This window comes from Pseudomonas sp. B37(2017) (assembly GCF_002112885.1).
Lineage (GTDB): Bacteria > Pseudomonadota > Gammaproteobacteria > Pseudomonadales > Pseudomonadaceae > Aquipseudomonas > Aquipseudomonas paraglycinae.
The window spans coordinates 61,985-79,833 of record NZ_NEIX01000012.1; the positions used below are offsets into that span (position 1 = coordinate 61,985).

Annotated in this window: 15 protein-coding genes; 7 read left to right on the top strand and 8 right to left on the bottom strand. The window is 59.5% G+C overall.

What is annotated here, in order from left to right:
• Nucleotides 1-162: 162 nt before the first annotated feature.
• Genes CAF90_RS24925 through CAF90_RS24945 form a run of 5 tightly spaced genes read left to right on the top strand, consistent with a single transcriptional unit; the run spans nt 163 to nt 4,272 of the window.
• Nucleotides 163-969 carry an alkaline phosphatase family protein gene (locus CAF90_RS24925; RefSeq protein ID WP_007960205.1) on the top strand — a complete coding sequence of 269 codons (807 nt, stop codon included), beginning with the start codon at nt 163-165 and terminating at the stop codon, nt 967-969.
• Nucleotides 970-974: 5 nt separating this feature from the next.
• The gene (locus CAF90_RS24930) at nt 975-1,811 is read left to right on the top strand and encodes an ABC transporter permease subunit (RefSeq protein WP_170929426.1); all 837 of its coding nucleotides are present in this window, start codon (nt 975-977) and stop codon (nt 1,809-1,811) included.
• The gene (locus CAF90_RS24935; protein ID WP_007960203.1) at nt 1,798-2,598 is read left to right on the top strand and encodes an ABC transporter permease; all 801 of its coding nucleotides are present in this window, start codon (nt 1,798-1,800) and stop codon (nt 2,596-2,598) included. The genes CAF90_RS24930 and CAF90_RS24935 overlap by 14 nt, the downstream gene beginning before the upstream one ends.
• Nucleotides 2,595-3,584, top strand: coding sequence for an ABC transporter ATP-binding protein (locus CAF90_RS24940; RefSeq protein WP_085608818.1), 990 nt, complete (start codon nt 2,595-2,597; stop codon nt 3,582-3,584). The genes CAF90_RS24935 and CAF90_RS24940 overlap by 4 nt, the downstream gene beginning before the upstream one ends.
• A gap of 34 nt (nt 3,585-3,618) precedes the next feature.
• Nucleotides 3,619-4,272, top strand: a complete 654-nt coding sequence (locus tag CAF90_RS24945; RefSeq protein ID WP_085608819.1) for an HAD family phosphatase — start codon at nt 3,619-3,621, stop codon at nt 4,270-4,272.
• A 45-nt stretch (nt 4,273-4,317) separates the two neighbouring features.
• On the opposite strand, the gene CAF90_RS24950 is transcribed toward CAF90_RS24945, so the two are convergent.
• Nucleotides 4,318-5,280 carry a zinc-binding dehydrogenase gene (locus CAF90_RS24950; protein WP_085608820.1) on the bottom strand — a complete coding sequence of 321 codons (963 nt, stop codon included), beginning with the start codon at nt 5,278-5,280 and terminating at the stop codon, nt 4,318-4,320.
• A gap of 181 nt (nt 5,281-5,461) precedes the next feature.
• Between CAF90_RS24950 and CAF90_RS24955 the strand changes: the two genes are divergently transcribed.
• Entirely contained in the window at nt 5,462-7,546 is a 2,085-nt protein-coding gene (locus tag CAF90_RS24955) for a carboxy terminal-processing peptidase (RefSeq protein WP_170929425.1), read from the top strand.
• A 134-nt stretch (nt 7,547-7,680) separates the two neighbouring features.
• Entirely contained in the window at nt 7,681-9,471 is a 1,791-nt protein-coding gene (locus CAF90_RS24960) for a bifunctional diguanylate cyclase/phosphodiesterase (protein WP_085608822.1), read from the top strand.
• Between the two features lie 37 nt (nt 9,472-9,508).
• Here CAF90_RS24960 and CAF90_RS24965 read toward each other — a convergent pair whose 3' ends face one another.
• The 7 genes from CAF90_RS24965 to CAF90_RS24995 all read right to left on the bottom strand — a co-directional run bounded on the left by CAF90_RS24965 (nt 9,509) and on the right by CAF90_RS24995 (nt 17,619).
• On the bottom strand, nt 9,509-9,925 hold the full coding sequence (locus CAF90_RS24965; protein ID WP_085608823.1) for a hypothetical protein: 417 nt from the start codon (nt 9,923-9,925) through the stop codon (nt 9,509-9,511).
• 8 nt (nt 9,926-9,933) lie between these two features.
• On the bottom strand, nt 9,934-14,694 hold the full coding sequence (locus tag CAF90_RS24970; RefSeq protein WP_085608824.1) for an RHS repeat-associated core domain-containing protein: 4,761 nt from the start codon (nt 14,692-14,694) through the stop codon (nt 9,934-9,936).
• Nucleotides 14,695-14,920: 226 nt separating this feature from the next.
• Nucleotides 14,921-15,328, bottom strand: coding sequence for an SEL1-like repeat protein (locus CAF90_RS24975; RefSeq protein ID WP_085608825.1), 408 nt, complete (start codon nt 15,326-15,328; stop codon nt 14,921-14,923).
• Nucleotides 15,329-15,700 carry a hypothetical protein gene (locus CAF90_RS24980; protein WP_003223109.1) on the bottom strand — a complete coding sequence of 124 codons (372 nt, stop codon included), beginning with the start codon at nt 15,698-15,700 and terminating at the stop codon, nt 15,329-15,331.
• Nucleotides 15,697-16,038 (bottom strand): helix-turn-helix transcriptional regulator, encoded by a 342-nt coding sequence (locus tag CAF90_RS24985; RefSeq protein WP_007950435.1) that lies wholly within the window; start codon nt 16,036-16,038, stop codon nt 15,697-15,699. The genes CAF90_RS24980 and CAF90_RS24985 overlap by 4 nt, the downstream gene beginning before the upstream one ends.
• Before the next feature lie 114 nt (nt 16,039-16,152).
• A complete protein-coding gene (locus CAF90_RS24990) occupies nt 16,153-16,608 on the bottom strand; it encodes a YkvA family protein (protein WP_007950434.1) in 456 nt (151 codons plus the stop codon).
• Nucleotides 16,609-16,902: 294 nt separating this feature from the next.
• A complete protein-coding gene (locus tag CAF90_RS24995; protein WP_007950433.1) occupies nt 16,903-17,619 on the bottom strand; it encodes an FKBP-type peptidyl-prolyl cis-trans isomerase in 717 nt (238 codons plus the stop codon).
• Between the last annotated feature and the right edge of the window lie 230 nt (nt 17,620-17,849).

The following is a 17,849-nucleotide window of genomic DNA, read 5'->3' on the forward strand; positions in this document are numbered from 1 at the left end:
ATGATCTGTTGAAGATCCAAATGTGGGAGCGGGCTTGCTCGCGAATGCGGAGTGTCAGTCAATCATTTTTCGACTGATCCACCGCTTTCGCGAGCAAGCCCGCTCCCACAGGGGGATCCGGGTTGAATCTGAAATTTATTGTTTCGCGGAGTTTTTGCCCCTATGAAGCACACCGTCATCCTTGTCGTGCTCGACGGCCTCAACTACGAGGTCGCGCGTCACGCCATGGGGCATCTGCAGGCTTACGTTGGCGCAGGACGCGCCGCGCTCTATCAGTTGGAGTGCGAGCTGCCGGCCCTGTCCCGACCGCTTTACGAATGCATCCTCACGGGCGTGCCGCCGATCGACAGCGGCATCGTCCACAACAACGTCTCGCGCCTGTCCAACCAGCGCAGCATCTATCACTACGCCCGCGATGCCGGTCTGAAAACCGCCGCTGCGGCGTACCACTGGGTCAGCGAGCTCTACAACCGCTCGCCGTTCGTGGCAGCACGGGATCGGCATACCGATGACCCGACGCTACCGATCCAGCACGGCCACTTCTACTGGAACGATCACTACCCGGACTCGCACCTGTTCGCCGACGCCGAAAACCTGCGCCTGCGTCATGCCCCGGATTTTCTGCTGATCCACCCGATGAACATCGACGACGCCGGGCACAAGCACGGCCTCGACACCCCGCAATACCGCAACAGTGCGCGCAGCGCCGACATCATCCTCGCCGACTACCTGCAAGGCTGGCTCGACGCCGGCTGCCAGGTGCTGGTGACCGCCGACCACGGCATGAACAACGACCGCTCGCACAACGGCCTGCTGCCGGAAGAACGTCAGGTGCCGCTGTTCGTACTCGGTGATGCCTTCAGCCTGAACAGTGACGCTGCACCGAAGCAGACCGACATCTGCGGCACCGTCTGCGAACTGCTCGGCGTGCCCCACGACAAACCTGTGTGCCGGGAGTTGCTCAAGTGAACTCAATGACTCGCGGCAAATGGCTGGCGGCTCTGTGCCTGGTGCCTTTCGCACTGTTCTTTATCGTGTTCGAAATCGCCCCGCTGATCTGGGTGATGATCAACAGCCTGCAATCGGAAGAGTTCGGTTGGGGCTTCGCCAACTTCAGCAAGATCTTCAGTTCGAAGTTCTATCTGCAGGCGATCCAGTACAGCCTCGAAATCAGTTTCTGGTCGAGTGTGTTCGGCATCATCATCGCGGTACTGGGTGCGTACTCGCTGCGCCGGGTCGATTCGAAACTGCGCAACTTCGTCAACGCCTTCGCCAACATGACCAGCAACTTCGCCGGCGTGCCCCTGGCGTTTGCGTTCATCATCCTGCTCGGCTTCAACGGCAGCATCACCATCATGTTGAAGCAGGCCGGGATCATCGAAGACTTCAACCTGTATTCGAAAACCGGTTTGATCATCCTCTACACCTACTTCCAGATTCCCTTGGGCGTCCTGCTGCTGTACCCGGCGTTCGATGCCCTGCGCGAAGACTGGCGCGAATCCGCCGCACTGCTCGGCGCTAACGGCTGGCAGTTCTGGCGCCACATCGGCCTGCCGGTACTGACCCCGGCCCTGCTCGGCACTTTCGTGATCCTGCTGGCCAACGCCCTCGGCGCCTACGCCACGGTGTACGCACTGACCACCGGCAACTTCAACGTATTGCCGATCCGGATTGCGGCGATGGTCTCCGGTGACATTTCCCTCGACCCGAACCTGGCCAGCGCCCTGGCCGTGGTGCTGGTGGCGCTGATGACCCTGGTGACCGTCGTGCATCAACTGCTGCTGAAGAGGAGCTACCATGTCTCGCGCTGAATCCGGTCCGGCCGGCGTCTACCACCGCGTCGTGGTCTATCTGCTGTTCGCCATCCTGCTGCTGCCCTTGGTGGGCACGCTGATCTACTCGATCGCCAGCAGTTGGTCGGCCACCATCCTGCCCAGCGGTTTCACCTTCAAGTGGTACATCCAGTTGTGGAGCGATCCGCGCTTCCTGCACGCTTTCGGCCAGTCGTTGCTGGTGTGCGTCGGCGCGCTGATCCTGTCGGTGGTGCTGATCCTGCCGCTGCTGTTCGTGGTGCATTACCACTTCCCGAAACTCGATGCGCTGATGAACATCCTGATCCTGCTGCCCTTCGCCGTACCGCCGGTGGTGTCGTCGGTAGGCCTGTTGCAGCTCTACGGTTCCGGGCCATTCGCGATGGTCGGCACACCGTGGATCCTGATCGGTTGCTACTTCACCGTAGCGTTGCCGTTCATGTACCGGGCGATCACCAACAACCTGCAAGCGATCAACCTGCGCGACCTGATGGACGCCGCCCAACTGCTCGGCGCCAGCACCTTTCAGGCGGCCTTCCTGGTGGTGCTGCCGAACCTGCGCAAAGGCCTGATGGTCGCATTGCTGCTGTCGTTCTCGTTCCTGTTCGGTGAGTTCGTGTTCGCCAACATCCTGGTCGGCACCCGCTACGAAACCCTGCAGGTTTATCTGAACAACATGCGCAACAGCAGCGGCCACTTCACCAGCGCGCTGGTGATCTCCTACTTCTTTTTCGTGCTGGTCCTGACCTGGGTCGCCAACATCTTGAACAAGGACAAAAGCGAATGAGCTATGTCAGCGTCCAACACCTTCACAAAAACTACGCGGGCACTACGGTGTTCAGCGACATCAACTGCGAAATCCAGAAGGGTGAATTCGTCACCCTGCTCGGCCCGTCCGGTTGCGGCAAGTCCACCCTGCTGCGTTGCATTGCCGGGCTGACGCCGGTGGATGGCGGCAAGATTCTGCTTGATGGCGTCGACATCGTGCCGCTCACCCCGCAGAAACGCGGGATCGGCATGGTGTTCCAGAGCTACGCGCTGTTCCCCAACATGACCGTCGAACAGAACGTCGCCTTCGGTTTGCGCATGCAAAAGGTCAATGCCGACGACAGCCACAAGCGGGTTGCCGAAGTGTTGAAACTGGTTGAACTCAACGATTTCGCCAGTCGCTATCCGCATCAGCTGTCCGGTGGTCAATGCCAGCGTGTTGCCCTCGCCCGCTCACTGGTGACCCGCCCGCGCCTGTTGCTGCTGGATGAACCGCTGTCGGCCCTCGATGCGCGGATTCGCAAACACCTGCGCGAACAGATCCGTCAGATCCAGCGCGAACTCGGCCTGACCACGATCTTCGTCACACACGACCAGGAAGAAGCCCTGACCATGTCTGACCGGATTTTCCTGATGAATCAGGGAAAGATCGTACAAAGCGGCGACGCCGAAACCCTCTACACCGCGCCGGTCGACGTGTTCGCCGCCGGCTTCATCGGCAACTACAACCTGCTGGATGCCGAGAGTGCCTCGAAGCTGTTGCAGCGGCCGATCAACCACCGCATCGCGATTCGCCCGGAGGCCATCGAGCTGAGCCTCAACGGCGAACCCGACGCGCAAATCCGCAGCCACAGCCTGCTGGGCAACGTGATCCGCTATCGCGTCGAAGCCCGGGGCGTGGAACTGGTGGTGGATGTGCTCAACCGTTCGGCGGCGGATCTGCATCCAGACGGCCAGCGCCTGTCACTTTCCATCGATCCCACCGCCCTGTGTGAGGTAGCCTGATGACTTTGCTGACACCCAAGAGGGAACTGAACTGATGGCCCTGGCAATTTTTGATCTGGACGAAACCCTGATCCACGGCGACTGCGCCACCCTCTGGAGCGAGCAGATGGGGCGCCTGGGCTGGGTCGATCCCGAGTCGTTCATGCGCAAGAACAACGAGCTGATGGACGCCTACAGCCATGGCAAGTTGCGCATGGAAGACTACATGGACTTCAGCCTCGAACCGCTGATCGGCCGCACCCCGGAAGAAGTCGAGCATCTGGTCGGCCCATGGGTTGAAGACTTCATCGAACCGATCATCTTCAGCGACGCCACCAAGACCATCGCCGCCCACCGCAAGGCCGGCGACCGGATTCTGGTGATCTCGGCCTCGGGCACGCACCTGGTCAAACCGATTGCCGAACGGCTGGGCATCGACGAGGTGCTGGGGATCGAACTGGAAGTGGCGCATGGCGTGTACAGCGGCCACACCGTGGGCACCCTGACCTACCGCGAAGGCAAGATCACCCGCTTGCTGGAATGGCTGGATGCCGAAGAGGAAAACCTTGAGGGCGCGAGTTTCTATTCCGACTCACGCAATGATCTGCCGCTGCTGCTGAAAGTGGATTTCCCGCATGTGGTCAATCCGGATCCCGTACTGCTTGCAGAGGCCGAGAAGTCCGGCTGGCCGGTCCACCTCTGGAAGTAAGCGATGGTCTTGTGGGAGCGAGCCTGCTCCCACAAGCATCGATGATCAGATCAGGCTTTCGTCGATCACCAGTACCAGCTTTCCCGCCACCGTGTTGCTCGCCAGCTCGGCGAACGCTGCCTCGGCATCCTTGATCGGGAACGCCTTGGCCAGTTGCGGCTTCAGCCGACCTTCGGAAAACAGCGGCCACACGTGCTGGCTCAGATCGCTGAACAGATCGGCCTTGAACTGATCGTCACGGCTGCGCAGGGTCGAGCCCAGCAGTTGCACGCGCTTGGCCAATACCTGGGCCAGATCCAGTTTTGCCTCGCGGCCGCCCATCAGACCGATCAGCACCCAGCGGCCGTCCTGCGCCATCAACTTGAGGTTCAACGCCGAATAGTTGCCGCCCACCGGATCCAGAATCACATCGAACGGCCCGAAATCCCGCAGGCTATCCAGATCGTCGGTGCGCACCACCCCGCCCTGGGCACCCAGCGATTCGCAGTAGGCCAGCCGCTCAGCCGAGCCGACGCTGACCCAGCACGGATTGCCGAAAGCCTTGCACAGTTGAATGGCGGCTGAACCGATGCCACTGGCTCCGGCATGCAGAAGAACTTTCTCACCCGGTTTGAGCGCCGCAAGTTGAAACACATTCAGCCAGACGGTCGCGTACACCTCGGGCAACGCCGCAGCTTCGATCAGCGATACACCTTCCGGAACCGGCAGCACATGCCGTCCGTCGACGACCACCTCTTGCGCCATCCCGCCCCCGGCCAGCAAGGCGCAGACCCGGTCACCGATCTGCCAGGACGAACCTGCGCCGACCTCGCTGATCACCCCGGAACACTCAAGACCCAGCACCTGGCTGGCACCCGGAGGGGGCGGATAAAGTCCGGCTTTCTGTAATAAATCCGCGCGATTGAGGCCCGCTGCCGCCACCCGGATGCGAACTTGTCCTACATCACATGTAGGACTTGGTTCATCAACCCATGCCACTTGACCTTCAACGCCTTGCAATGCCTTCACAGTGCCTCCATAGTGAGTCTGGACTGAGCCCGAAGCTGTAGCGCCGGGCTTTTTGCATTATGCGACCGGCCCTGGGGTCTGAACGAACGCTGAACAGCAGTTATCGTACAGAGCGTAGAGGTACCGGCGACTTCAAAGACGGCCTAATATGCGTTATCAATTGTCCCCGCGTCGAATCAGCATGAAGCATCTGCTCCCCAGCACCGCCCTCGCTCTTTTCATCGGTATCGGTCTGTTGCCGGTGTCGGGCAACACATTCGCAGCCAACAGCTGGGACAAGTTGCAGCCTGATCGCGACGAAGTGATCGCCAGTCTGAACGTCGTCGAGTTGCTCAAGCGTCACCACTACAGCAAGCCGCCGCTCGACGATGCGCGCTCGGTAATCATCTACGACAGCTACATCAAGCTGCTCGACCCGTCGCGCAGCTACTTCATGGCCAGCGACATCGCCGAATTCGACAAGTGGAAGACCCAGTTCGACGACTTCCTCAAGAGCGGCGACCTCAACGCCGGGTTCACCATCTACAAGCGCTACCTGGACCGCGTGAAAGCGCGTCTGGACTTCGCCCTTGCCGAGCTGAACAAAGGCGTCGACAAGATGGACTTCACCACCAAGGAAACCTTGCTGATCGATCGCAAGGACGCTCCGTGGCTCAAGTCCACCGCCGAACTCGATGACCTGTGGCGCAAACGCGTCAAGGACGAAGTGCTGCGGCAGAAGATCGCCGGCAAAGAGCCGAAGCAGATCCAGGAAACCCTGACCAAGCGCTACAAGAATCAACTGGCGCGTCTGGACCAGACCCGCGCCGAAGACATCTTCCAGGCGTACATCAACACCTTCGCCATGTCTTACGATCCGCACACCAACTATCTGTCGCCGGATAACGCGGAGAACTTCGACATCAACATGAGCCTGTCCCTCGAGGGCATCGGCGCCGTGTTGCAGAGCGACAACGACCAGGTGAAAGTCGTGCGTCTGGTGCCGGCAGGCCCAGCCGACAAGACCAAGCAGGTTGCTCCGGCCGACAAGATCATCGGTGTTGCCCAGGGCAACAAAGAGATGGTCGACGTGGTCGGCTGGCGCCTGGACGAAGTGGTCAAACTGATCCGTGGCCCGAAAGGCACCGTGGTACGTCTGGAAGTCATCCCGGCCAGCAATGCCCCGAACGACCAGACCAGCAAGATCGTGCCGATAACCCGCGAAGCGGTGAAGCTCGAAGACCAGGCCGTGAAGAAGTCCGTGCTGAACCTGAAACAGGACGGCCGCGACTACAAGCTCGGCGTGATCGAGATTCCGGCGTTCTACCTCGACTTCAAGGCCTTCCGTGCCGGCGATCCGGACTACAAGAGCACCACGCGCGACGTCAAGAAGCTGCTGACCGAACTGCAGAAAGAGAAAGTCGACGGCGTGGTCATCGACCTGCGCAACAACGGCGGCGGCTCCCTGCAGGAAGCTACCGAGCTGACCAGCCTGTTCATCGACAAGGGCCCTACCGTACTCGTGCGTAACGCCGATGGCCGGGTCGATGTACTTGAAGATGAAAACCCGGGCGCGTTCTACAAAGGCCCGATGGCGCTGCTGGTCAACCGCCTGTCCGCCTCGGCTTCGGAGATCTTCGCCGGCGCCATGCAGGACTACCATCGCGCGCTGATCATCGGTGGCCAGACGTTCGGCAAAGGCACCGTGCAGACCATTCAGCCGCTGAACCATGGCGAACTGAAACTGACCCTGGCCAAGTTCTACCGGGTTTCCGGTCAGAGCACCCAGCATCAGGGCGTACTGCCGGACATCGATTACCCGTCGATCATCGACACCAAGGAAATCGGCGAAAGCGCCCTGCCGGAAGCCATGCCGTGGGACACCATCCGCGCGGCGATCAAACCGGCGAGCGACCCGTTCAAGCCGTACCTGGCCCAGCTGAAATCCGAGCATGACAGCCGTTCCGCCAAGGACGCGGAGTTCGTGTTCATCCGTGACAAGCTGGCCCTGGCGCAGAAGCTGCTGGAAGAAAAAACCGTCAGCCTAAATGAAGCCGAACGCCGTGCACAGCACGCCGACATCGACGCCAAGCAACTGGCGATGGAGAACATCCGTCGCAAGGCCAAAGGCGAAGAACCGCTCAAAGAGCTGAAGAAAGAAGACGACGACGCCCTGGCAGCCGCCGAGCCGGACAAGGTCAAACCGGAAGACGACGCCTATCTGAGCGAGACCGGGCGCGTACTGCTGGATTACCTGAAGCTGAGCAATCAGGTCGCAAAGAAGTAAGGTGATGGCAATTTAATGCTGACGATCCCCGGATCGTCATCAAACAGTCATCATTCTGTCGTGCAATAAAGGACTGGGAGCTGTTCTCTTCATCGAGAACGCTCCCAGTCCTTTTTTTATCGCCAGAGATTGCCATGACCACGACCGAACAGCTGAGTGCCTTGAGCTCGATCCTGACTCAAAGCGGTTTACACAGCCTGTTCCAGCCGATCATTTGCCTCTCCGAACGGCGCATTCTCGGCTACGAAGCCCTGACCCGCGGCCCGTCCAACAGCCCGCTGCACTCCCCCATCGCCCTGTTCGCCGTGGCCCGCCAGGCCGGACGCCTGAGCGAGCTGGAAATCGCCTGCCGCCAGAGTGCCTGTCGTCGTTTCAACGAACAGCAGTTGCCGGGCAAGCTGTTTCTCAACGTCTCTCCGGAATCCTTGCTCGAAGCCGCGCACCAGCCGGGGCGCACACTGCAGTTGCTTCAGGATTTTGGTATTCCGCCGAGCCAGGTGGTGATCGAACTCACCGAACAGACACCGATCGATGATTTCCAGTTGCTGCAAACAGCACTGCATCACTATCGGGCGATGGGGTTTTCGATTGCCCTCGATGATCTTGGGGCTGGTTATTCGAGCCTGCGCCTGTGGTCGGAGCTGCGGCCGGATTACGTGAAAATCGACCGGCACTTTATCGACGGCATTCATCAGGACGCGTTGAAGCGCGAGTTTGTCGGATCGATCCTGCAAATCGCCAAGGCCTCAAGGGCGCAGGTGATTGCCGAAGGCATCGAATTGCCGGAAGAGTTGGCGGTACTGACCGAGATGGGTGTGGATCTGGTGCAGGGCTATCTGCTCGGCCGCCCTCAGGAACACCCGCCGCGCGATGCTCGCGCCTTGATGCCCAAGCACGACAGCAGCGCCGTGGCGCTGAACGATGAAGGCAGCGACCTCAGCGCCCTGCTCAATGATCAACCGGCCGTGAATCGCGACACGCCGACCGCCACCGTACTGGAAGCCTTCCGCCGCCAGGCCAACCTCAACTCGCTGGCGGTGCTCGACGAACAGGGTCAGCCCTGCGGCATCGTTCATCGTCACTCGCTATCCGATGCGCTACTAAAGCCGTTCGCCACTGACCTCTTCGCCCGCAAACCGATCAGCCGTCTGATGAACGATGACTTCCTCGCCGTGGAAATGAGCCAGTCGCTGCAACAGGTCAGCCGCCTGATCACCAGCCGCGCCCGGCAACGCATCGAAGAAGACTTCATCATCACCCTCAACGGCAGCTACCTGGGCCTGGGCCGGGTGATTGACGTGCTCAAACTGATTACCGAACTAAAGATCCAGCAGGCCCGCTATGCCAATCCGCTGACCTTGCTACCGGGGAATGTGCCGATTCAGCAATGCCTCACCCGCCTGTTGCAACAGGGGCGCGAGTCGGTCATTTGTTATGTCGACATCGACAGCTTCAAACCCTTTAACGATATCTATGGATATGGGCGTGGGGATGAGGTGTTGCTGTGTCTGGCGCAATGCCTCAACGAACGCGTCGACCCGTCCCGCGACTTTGTCGGGCATATTGGAGGGGACGATTTTCTGTTGGTGCTCGGCCCGGAGGATTGGCGCAAACGGCTGAACCAATTGCTTGATGACTTCCAGAGCCAATGCCGACGCTTCTATCGCCCTGAGCACCTTGAAGCTGGTTGTTTTGTTGCACCGAATCGTCAGGGGATTCGTCAGGAGTTTCCGTTGCTGTCATTGTCCATTGGCGTGGTGCATTTGCATCCTGAAGCGTGTGCGCAACTGGATGCGAGTCAGTTGGCGGAGATGGCTTCGCAGGCGAAGCATCATGCTAAGAATGTTCCGGGGTATAGCGTGCATTTGATTGATAGCCTTTCCCTGTCTAACCTCCATCAATTAAAGACAATCGAGCAGTTCTGACCTCTTCAAATGCACGAAACGGCTAAACCAATAAAACTCACCATTGATCTTGATCTTCAAGGTTCGCCCGAAGTAAATCCTCCCTCCACGACTTAGTAACCATTTCATATATATGTTCAAAAAAACCACGAGGATCTATTATTTCCGTTTTGTCCCATGCAAGCACTCTCGGATTATCAAAGTCGCTCTGAAACTCTCCCGAAAAATCAAAACCGGCATCCTGCAAATGGCTTTCAAGGATTTTATAAATCAAAAACCTATGGCGATAGGTTAGATAATCAAATTCAGGAACAATAAATTTCTTAATTATTTCTTGTTGATCCTCATACTTATTAGGGTCATAAACCCACAATGCCTTACCAAGCGTCTCTTCCCGATCATAAATCGATATCCCACTCAACAAGTGAGAGAGCCGGGGTTCATATGGAAACTCCGTAAATGGTTGCATCAACATAACTTCACCTATCTTGGAAAGCCAGTAAATGGCCGTGTAATATCTCGTTTATCAAATTTCACTTCCGCCCCATCCAAGCTATCTATATAACGAGGATTGCTTAGATCTCTTTCATTAGGTTTATAGCCACGACCAGCTCCTGGCAGTTTCATCCTAACAATAGGGTTTTGGTCAGCATCATACCCTGTAGGCTCAGGAACTTTTTTATGCATCCTGGATAAAGCAAAATGTAACGCTCGAAACTGCATCATCCAACTACGGAATTGAGAACTCGGCCCCACCATCCCTCTAACGCCTTTTTTTGTTGGATGTGAGCCGTCTATTGACCTCTGCTTTAAAGCTGCATCGTCAATTTCTGGCCCATGTTTTTCTACAGAGTGCATTCTGTATTGTCTGTTCCAAGCTAATACCTGACGTTTAGCTTCAGCTTCATTTTTTGGCCCATCTTTACCAACCGCCGGAACGATAGGCAACCCTTGATTTACGTTAGGTTTGTTAGCCTGAATTGGTACTGAGCACTTCTGGATCTTATTGTTTTTGGGTGGCGGACAGTTGGACGTCAACCCCAACGGATCCACCCACCCCGTCGGATTCGGCACGTACCGGTACTGGTTCAGCCCACCCGCCAGCTTCACCGGATCCGGCGTCAGATAGCGTCCCACCTCCGGGTCGTAGTACCGGTGCCGGTTGTAATGCAGCCCGCTTTCGTCATCGAAGTACTGCCCCTGAAAGCGCAGTGGCTGGTTCAGGTAGTCCTCGGTCGCCAGTTCCAGCGAGGTGACCTTGCCGTAGGCGCTGTATTTGGCTGACCAGACGATGTCGCCGCTGTAGTCGGTCAGTTCCTGCGGGGTGCCGAGGTGGTCGAGTTGGTAGTAGAACGGGCAGGCGCGTTTTGGGCCTTTGCCGTCGAGCATCGCCAAGGGGCGAAAGGTGCCGGGTTCGTAGATGAAGCTGCGGTGTTGTTCCTTGCTGCTTTCGGCGATCAGGTGGTCGCCTTGCCAGAAGAATTCGGTGGTCTGGCCGTCGACGGTTTTGCGGATGCGCCGGCCGAAGGCGTCGTATTGGTAGGTGGCGGTGGTGCCGTCGGGACGGGTGAGGCCGATCAGGCGGTGCTGGCTGTCGTAGCGGTATTCGGTGACGAGGGTTTGCGCGCGGCCGCGGCGTTCGCGGATCAGGTTGCCGAAGGCGTCGTAGTCGTAGTGGCGGTCGCCCTGCATCAACAGGCGGTTGCCTTTGATGCTGGTCGGGCCCGGGCGGTCCTGCATCAGCAGGTTGCCGGCCGGGTCGTGGGCAAAGTTTTCCGGCACATCGTCGCGGGTGTGGCGTACGCGGATCAGCCGGTCGAGGGCGTCGTACGTGTAGCTGCGCTGGCCGTGGCGGGTGTCGGCGATGTGTTCGAGGTTGCCGTTGGCGCTGTAGGCAAAGTCGCGGCGGTACAGCCCGCTGCGTTGATGGCCTACGGCGTGGGCGCTTAACCGGCCCTGTTCGTCGTAGGTGTATTCGCTGAGCAGCAGGCCTTGCTGGCGTTGCTGTTCGCGGCCGCTCTGGTAGACATGGCGAGTGAGCAAGGCGCCGTTGAGGTCGATCGCGGTCAGCGCGCCGCCCTTGGCGTAGTGGTAGTCGAGCTTGCTGTTGTCCGGCAGACGCAGGCGGGTGAGCTGGCCGCAGGCGTCGTAGGTGTAACGCAGGGTGCCCCAGCCCTGATGCTCGCGCACCAGCCGGTCCTGCAGGTCGTATTCAAAGGCCAGTGGGTGATCCTGGCCGTCATCCACGCCGACCAGTCGACCGAGACGGTCATAGCGGTAGCTGACCTCGACCCCGTCCGGCAGGGTCTTGAGCAGCAATCGCCCGGCGCTGTCGCGCTCATAAGTGGTGACTAGCGTGGTGCCGTCGTCGCCGAATTCGGTCTTTTCCAGCAGATGACCGTTGCGGTCGTAGGCATACGCGGTGCGCCGGCCATCGAAGCCGGTTTCCTGTCGGATCAGTCCGGTGGGCGTGTAGTCCAGCCGGTACTTGTCGCCGGACTCGTTCTCGATTTCCGTGAGCAGCAACTGCGCATGGTCGTAGCGGTACTGCAGGCGCGTGCCGTCGGGGTTGATCCGGCGGCTGACCAGGTGCAGGTCGTCGTCATACTCGTAGCGGGTGATGCGCCCCAGTTCATCGCGTTCGGCGGTGATCTGGCCGTAGGCGCTGTAACTGAAAGCCCGTGTCGCCCCGGTAGGCAGCGTCGTCTGGATCAGCCGGCCAACGGCATCCCACGCGTGGTGGGTGACCGCACCGTGTTCATCCTGCGCAGTAATCCGCCGCCCCAAAGCATCGTAGGAAAACTTCCGAACCCCACCGTCCGGCAGGCTTTCCTCGACCAGTTGCCCGAGGTCGTTCCACACGAACACATGGCGACCGCTGTCCGGATAACGGATCGACAGCAACCGCCCCTGCGCATCAAAGTGGTAATGGGTGACATGACCGTCCGGATCGACCGCCTCGGTGATATCCCCCTGAGCATTGCGCCGGTACGTCCACACCGCATCGCCACGCGAACGGCTGTGCAGGAAACCGTTGCGGTACTCGTAGGACTTCGGCGCATCGTCCGGCGGAATCAGCGCGATCAGCCGTCCGACGTCGTCATAGTGGTACTCGGTAACCGCGCCCAGCGCATCCTGCTCGGCGACCAGCCGGCCCTGCGCGTCGTAGGCCTTGAGCTGTTCACCACCATCGGCGGCGACCTGCCGCACCAGCCGCGCGGTGTCGTCGTGGACGTAAGTTTCCTCAGTCCCATCGACGTAATGCACGGTGACACGGCCGGCATCATCCCAGACGTAACGCGTATCCATCTGCGAAAACGACGCCCAGTGCCGCACACAGCGCGCCGCCTTGCCGCCACGCTCCCACTCCCAGAAGAAGCTCGCGCCGCCGGCCAACTGCCGTTGCAGGATGACGTGCTGATCGTCGTAGTCGTAACGTTCGGTCTCGCCAACCGCGTTGGACGCCTCGATCAATCGATGGCGAGCATCAAAGCGATAACTGGCCAGCGTCTGCTCGGTACGCCAGGCCGCATCGCGCCAAACCTGATAATCCACCGCGACCAGATGCGCCCGCTCATAGCGCAGCAACAAGGAACGTCCAGCGCCGTTGTCGAGGCGCTCAACGCGATCCAGACGATCCCGCGTAATACGCAACCGGTTACCGTAGGCATCGCTGACAGCCGTCAGACGCCCAGCCCGAAAGTGATAAAACCGCGCCGCCTCACCCGCCAGCGCAACGATCAACTCCTCCGGCTCATCCCCGAGAAAGATCGCCGCCCGCGACAAGCTGTTGTGAATCGCCGGCCGCTCAACGCTCGGCAACGGAAACCGCGTCCGCCGGTTCTCATGGTCAACCCAGACCACCGCAGCGCCATCAACCTCCAGCCGATGCGCCAGCGAATGGCTCCAGCCAAACCCCAACCCAACATCGATCTCAGCCGCACTGCTGCGGTACAACCGACTGAATTCGAACGGCAGCAGTCCATCAAGCACACCGTCAGTCAGCGTCAACAATTCTTCGCCGGTGACCATCGACACCGGACACCCATTGGTACAGGTCAGCGGTGCACAATCGGCGCTGTCACCATTGGGGTTCTTCGCCTGATCCGGCGTGTCGTCGTGGTGCTCGTCTTTTTTCAGGGAAGCATTGCGCCGGGCATCCCAGCGCAGTTGCATGCGGCCCTTTTTCACCCCGGCGGCGATGCCTCGTGCGGCGACGGTTTTGTACTGGTTCACGTAGCCGATGAAGGTGCTGACGATGCCGAACATCGCCTTCACCAGGCGCGCCACCGCCGACAGCAACTGAGCGCCACGCTCCGCCAGCCGCAAGGTCAGATACGCAATCCCCGCCCCGGCACCGACAAAGGTCAGCACAACGCCGATCAACACATCGATCAGCAGTTGAACCACCACCATCGATGCCGCCTCGGCGGTTTTTCCGGCAATCTCATTGGGAGGCAGCATTTCCAGCCAGAGGCTGGCGGTACGCAGCAAAAGGCACAGCGCCGCCTCGTCACTGACCAGTAACTGAAGCTTCTCCATCATTTCAGGCGCTGTTTCTGCCAGCGCGATCAGCTGTGCGGCGCCACTGCCCAACCGCTCGGCAAACTTTCCGGGTTCCTTGAGAATCTCCGACAGCAACCCGATGCTGTCCCACACCCCCTCGATCGCCGCCCAGCTCCCGGCCAGCATGCCGTTCCCGGCCGCAGTGGCCACCGACTGCGACCACTGCGGCTTGAAACCCTGCCACTCGCTGCGCAGCCAGCCATCCAGCTGCCGGGTCAGGCCATCGTAGGACTCGAAAAGCGCATCAACCTGCTGCTCGCTGGCCTCGCCGTGCACCACCACCCGATAAAACTTGCCCGCCTCACCGGTGAACAGTCCCCTGCCCTGAGCATCGAGGGTGACCGACTCGACTGCACCGCCCTCCACCGCCACCACATCGACAACGATGTCGCCCAACGGAATGTCGTACGCCGACTCGAACTTGCTCTCGATCTCCATCGGCCCGGATTCCGGGCATTGCACGATCGCAGAGGAGAAACGGTTGTCGTCAGTCGCAACGGCCGTGCTGTGCTCGCCGAAACGGATGATCCGCTCCATCCCCATCAGCGACGGCAGATCGGCCGCATGACTGACGCCGTCTGCCGAGCGACTGAGCCAGTGCTTCAGCTGTTTGCGATAGAGATCGAGGGTGCGAGGAAAGCTGTCGAGTTCTTGCTCGATGCGGGTGAAGGCATCCATCAGCGCATTCCCATGCGCATGGCGAAACGAAAAACCGGGTCAAACATGTGCGTTCCCTCGCGCAAAAATCAGGCGAGGGACTTTGCGGGGGATCAATCAGAAAAGAAGTCAGGCGAGTAGGCAGAGGATGTAGGAGAAGTCTGTAACTGTTTTTTATCGAACTGCAGACGCAAAAACGGGGCGGGAGGTTTCCCTCACGCCCCGTTCACAGAACAGATGAATTGTTTTATTGAGAAGCGTCTCGGCCGGCCAGCTCTTTCAACTTGAGCTCGGCCAACGGGTGCCCGGCCTTCGCGGCCATGGTCCACCAGCGAGCGGCCTCCGAAGGATCGGGAGCTTTGCTCGGCGTACCTGCAAGACTGATGACACCGACCTGATACGCCGCCTTGCCATCCCCGGCCAGCGCCGCCAGTCGCAACAACCGCACACCCTCTTCACGTGCGCCCAGGCCAACCCCGCGAAACGTCAGGATGTGCCCGTAAAAGCTTTGCGCGCCGACATCGCCCAGGTTGGCCATGCGCGCAAACTGTCCTTCGAGCCAGCGCCAGCCGCGGGGCTGACGGACAAACCACGACCAGTGAAACAGCCTACGGGCCAGCCAGTAACTTGCCCGCGCCTTGAGTCGTAAAAACACTCAGGCCTCCGCCGATTCCGGGTACTCGTACTCAAAGACCCGCACCACTTCCGAAGCATGCCAGGAGGCGGCGGCAACGCCGTCGGACGGCCCGGAAAAGCGCCCTAGACGCTCGACACACTCAAAGAAACCGGTGCGTGGCAGGCGGCTGGCACCCTGGCTGATCACCAACGAGCTGCGCAACGGTTGTTCGGCTTTCGCGTCCAGTGCTGCGAGATGCTCCAGTGCAGCGGTCAATGTCTGCATGGCCGGCGTGGGCAGTTGCAGGCGTTCAAGCAAGGCTCGATAAGTCAAAAGATGGCGCTGCCTGCGCGCCTGATCCAGCTCCCCCAGCAATCCGTCCCAATGTTGACGACTGATGCGTACGCTCACGATTGTTCCCTCCACCCTGGCACCGTCAACTCCCAGGCCAGGCTGCGGCGAATCGCGGCGTCGGGCAGACGCTCGCCACTTTCAATCATGGCCAGGTAAGACGGGCTGATGCCTACCGTGCGGGCCAGCGCCTCGATGGCGATGCCCTTCCCTTCGCGCAAACTGCGTAACTGATCCAGACCTGGAAGAATCGGGTCCGGGGTGGCCGCAAGCGGCGCTGGAGCCGGTTGCGACGGTGCTTCGTTAATGCCTGCTGCTTTCAGTAGAGCCTGATACTGAGCCCATGGCAGAACCGCATATTCGGGTTCGCCATCGCGTGCAATTATCTGAATATCCATGACTACCCCGTAGGACAACAACACTTAGCGAGTCGGCACTTTTCCCTAGAAGTGTAATCCTAACAGCGGCCAAGGTCGTGGGGGGTATCTATCTGTGTACGAGGCTGTCGCGATTCAGGACTTTTTCGGCCCCTGAAGCTGAAGTTGCTCGGGCGTATCGGGCAGACGCTCGACCACTCTGAGCTTTTCCGGCGCCTGGCGCTGGCGCCACAGGCGGAAGGCATTCAGTTCATCGTCGAGGGTTTTCATCAGCCAGGCGAGGACGGCGATGTCATCGAGCATGCCGAACATGGGAATGAAATCCGGGATCGCATCCACCGGACTGAGGAAGTACATCAGACCGGCCACCACCGAAACAATGGCCTTGGCGCTGATCGCACGGTACTCGCCGCGCCAGTACGCCAGACACAGTGCCTGCAACAGACGCAAATCGTCCTTCAGTTTGCCGAGGCGATTGCCTTGGGCGGCGCCTTTGCTGGCCACGGCGAACAACAAGGTCGGCAAGCGGCCTCGAGCCAGCAAGCGTCCGGCCAAAGGCAGGAATCGGGCGAAATTCCACGGCGCTTTCATTTATTTCTCCCGTTGAAATGTTATCCACACAAATTGTGGATAACCTTGTGAACAGAGCTGCATTTCAGCGCTGAGAGCCCCGTTTCATAAGGGCTGCGCTCAGATCGGGCGTTTTTTACTCACATAAAAAAACCCAATATTTCATTGACTTGGCGGCTCCGGGCGTCTAGCGCGGGCAACCTTAAAGTCTAGGACTGCCATGACCGGCATCGGTTCGGTCTGTTTACGCCGACCATCGTCCAGATGCAACAACGCCCCGCATAAGCGAGGCGTTGTTGTTGAGACCGGCGCAGATTACTTGGCGGCGGCGTCTTCTTTGGCTGGATCCTTGATGGCCAGCAGTTCCAGGTCGAAAACCAGAACCGAGTTGGCCGGGATTGCCGGGCTTGGCGATTGTGCGCCGTAAGCCAGATCGCTAGGGATGTACAGCTTGTACTTCTCGCCAACGTGCATCAGTTGCAGGCCTTCGACCCAACCCGGGATCACACCGCTGACCGGCAGATCGATCGGGCTGCCGCGCTCGACGGAGCTGTCGAATACGGTGCCGTTGGTCAGCTTGCCGGTGTAGTGAACGGTCACGACATCGGTAGGCTTAGGCTGTGGGCCGTCGGCTTTCTTGACCACTTCGTACTGCAGACCGGAAGCGGTGGTGGTCACGCCAGCCTTCTTGCCGTTTTCTTCGAGGAATTTCTTGCCGGCGGCTGCCGACTCTTCGCTCATCTTGGCCATGCGCTCTTCGGCACGCTTTTGCAGCGCGGCGAAAGCTTCGACCAGTTCTTCATCTTTCAGCTTCTGTTCTTTCTTGCCGACGGCATCTTCGATGCCCTGGGCTACCGCTTTGGAGTCCAGATCATCCATGCCTTCCTGAGCAAGGCTCTTGCCCATGTTCAGGCCGATACCGTAGGAAGCTTTTTGCGCCGGGGTTTTCAGCTCTACGCTGGTCTGCGAGTCACAACCCGCGAGTACCAGGCTAACCAGGGCAACCGCCGCCGCCAACCGATGCTGTTTCATGCTATTTCCTTGTTCATGCGCCGAAAGGGCAATCGAGTAAAGCCGCGAGCTTATCAGGCCGCCACGACCAATGGCTACCGGCATGAGAGCAGGAATCTTCCGATAAGTTCAGGGATTAAAAAGCATTTGGCGAAAGCCACGATGAAGCTTCTGTCATCTTTCGCCGACAGCGATTGATGCCGCTTCCCACAACACTTGGCGTAATGGCCACTTGCCGCATGGGACTCGGC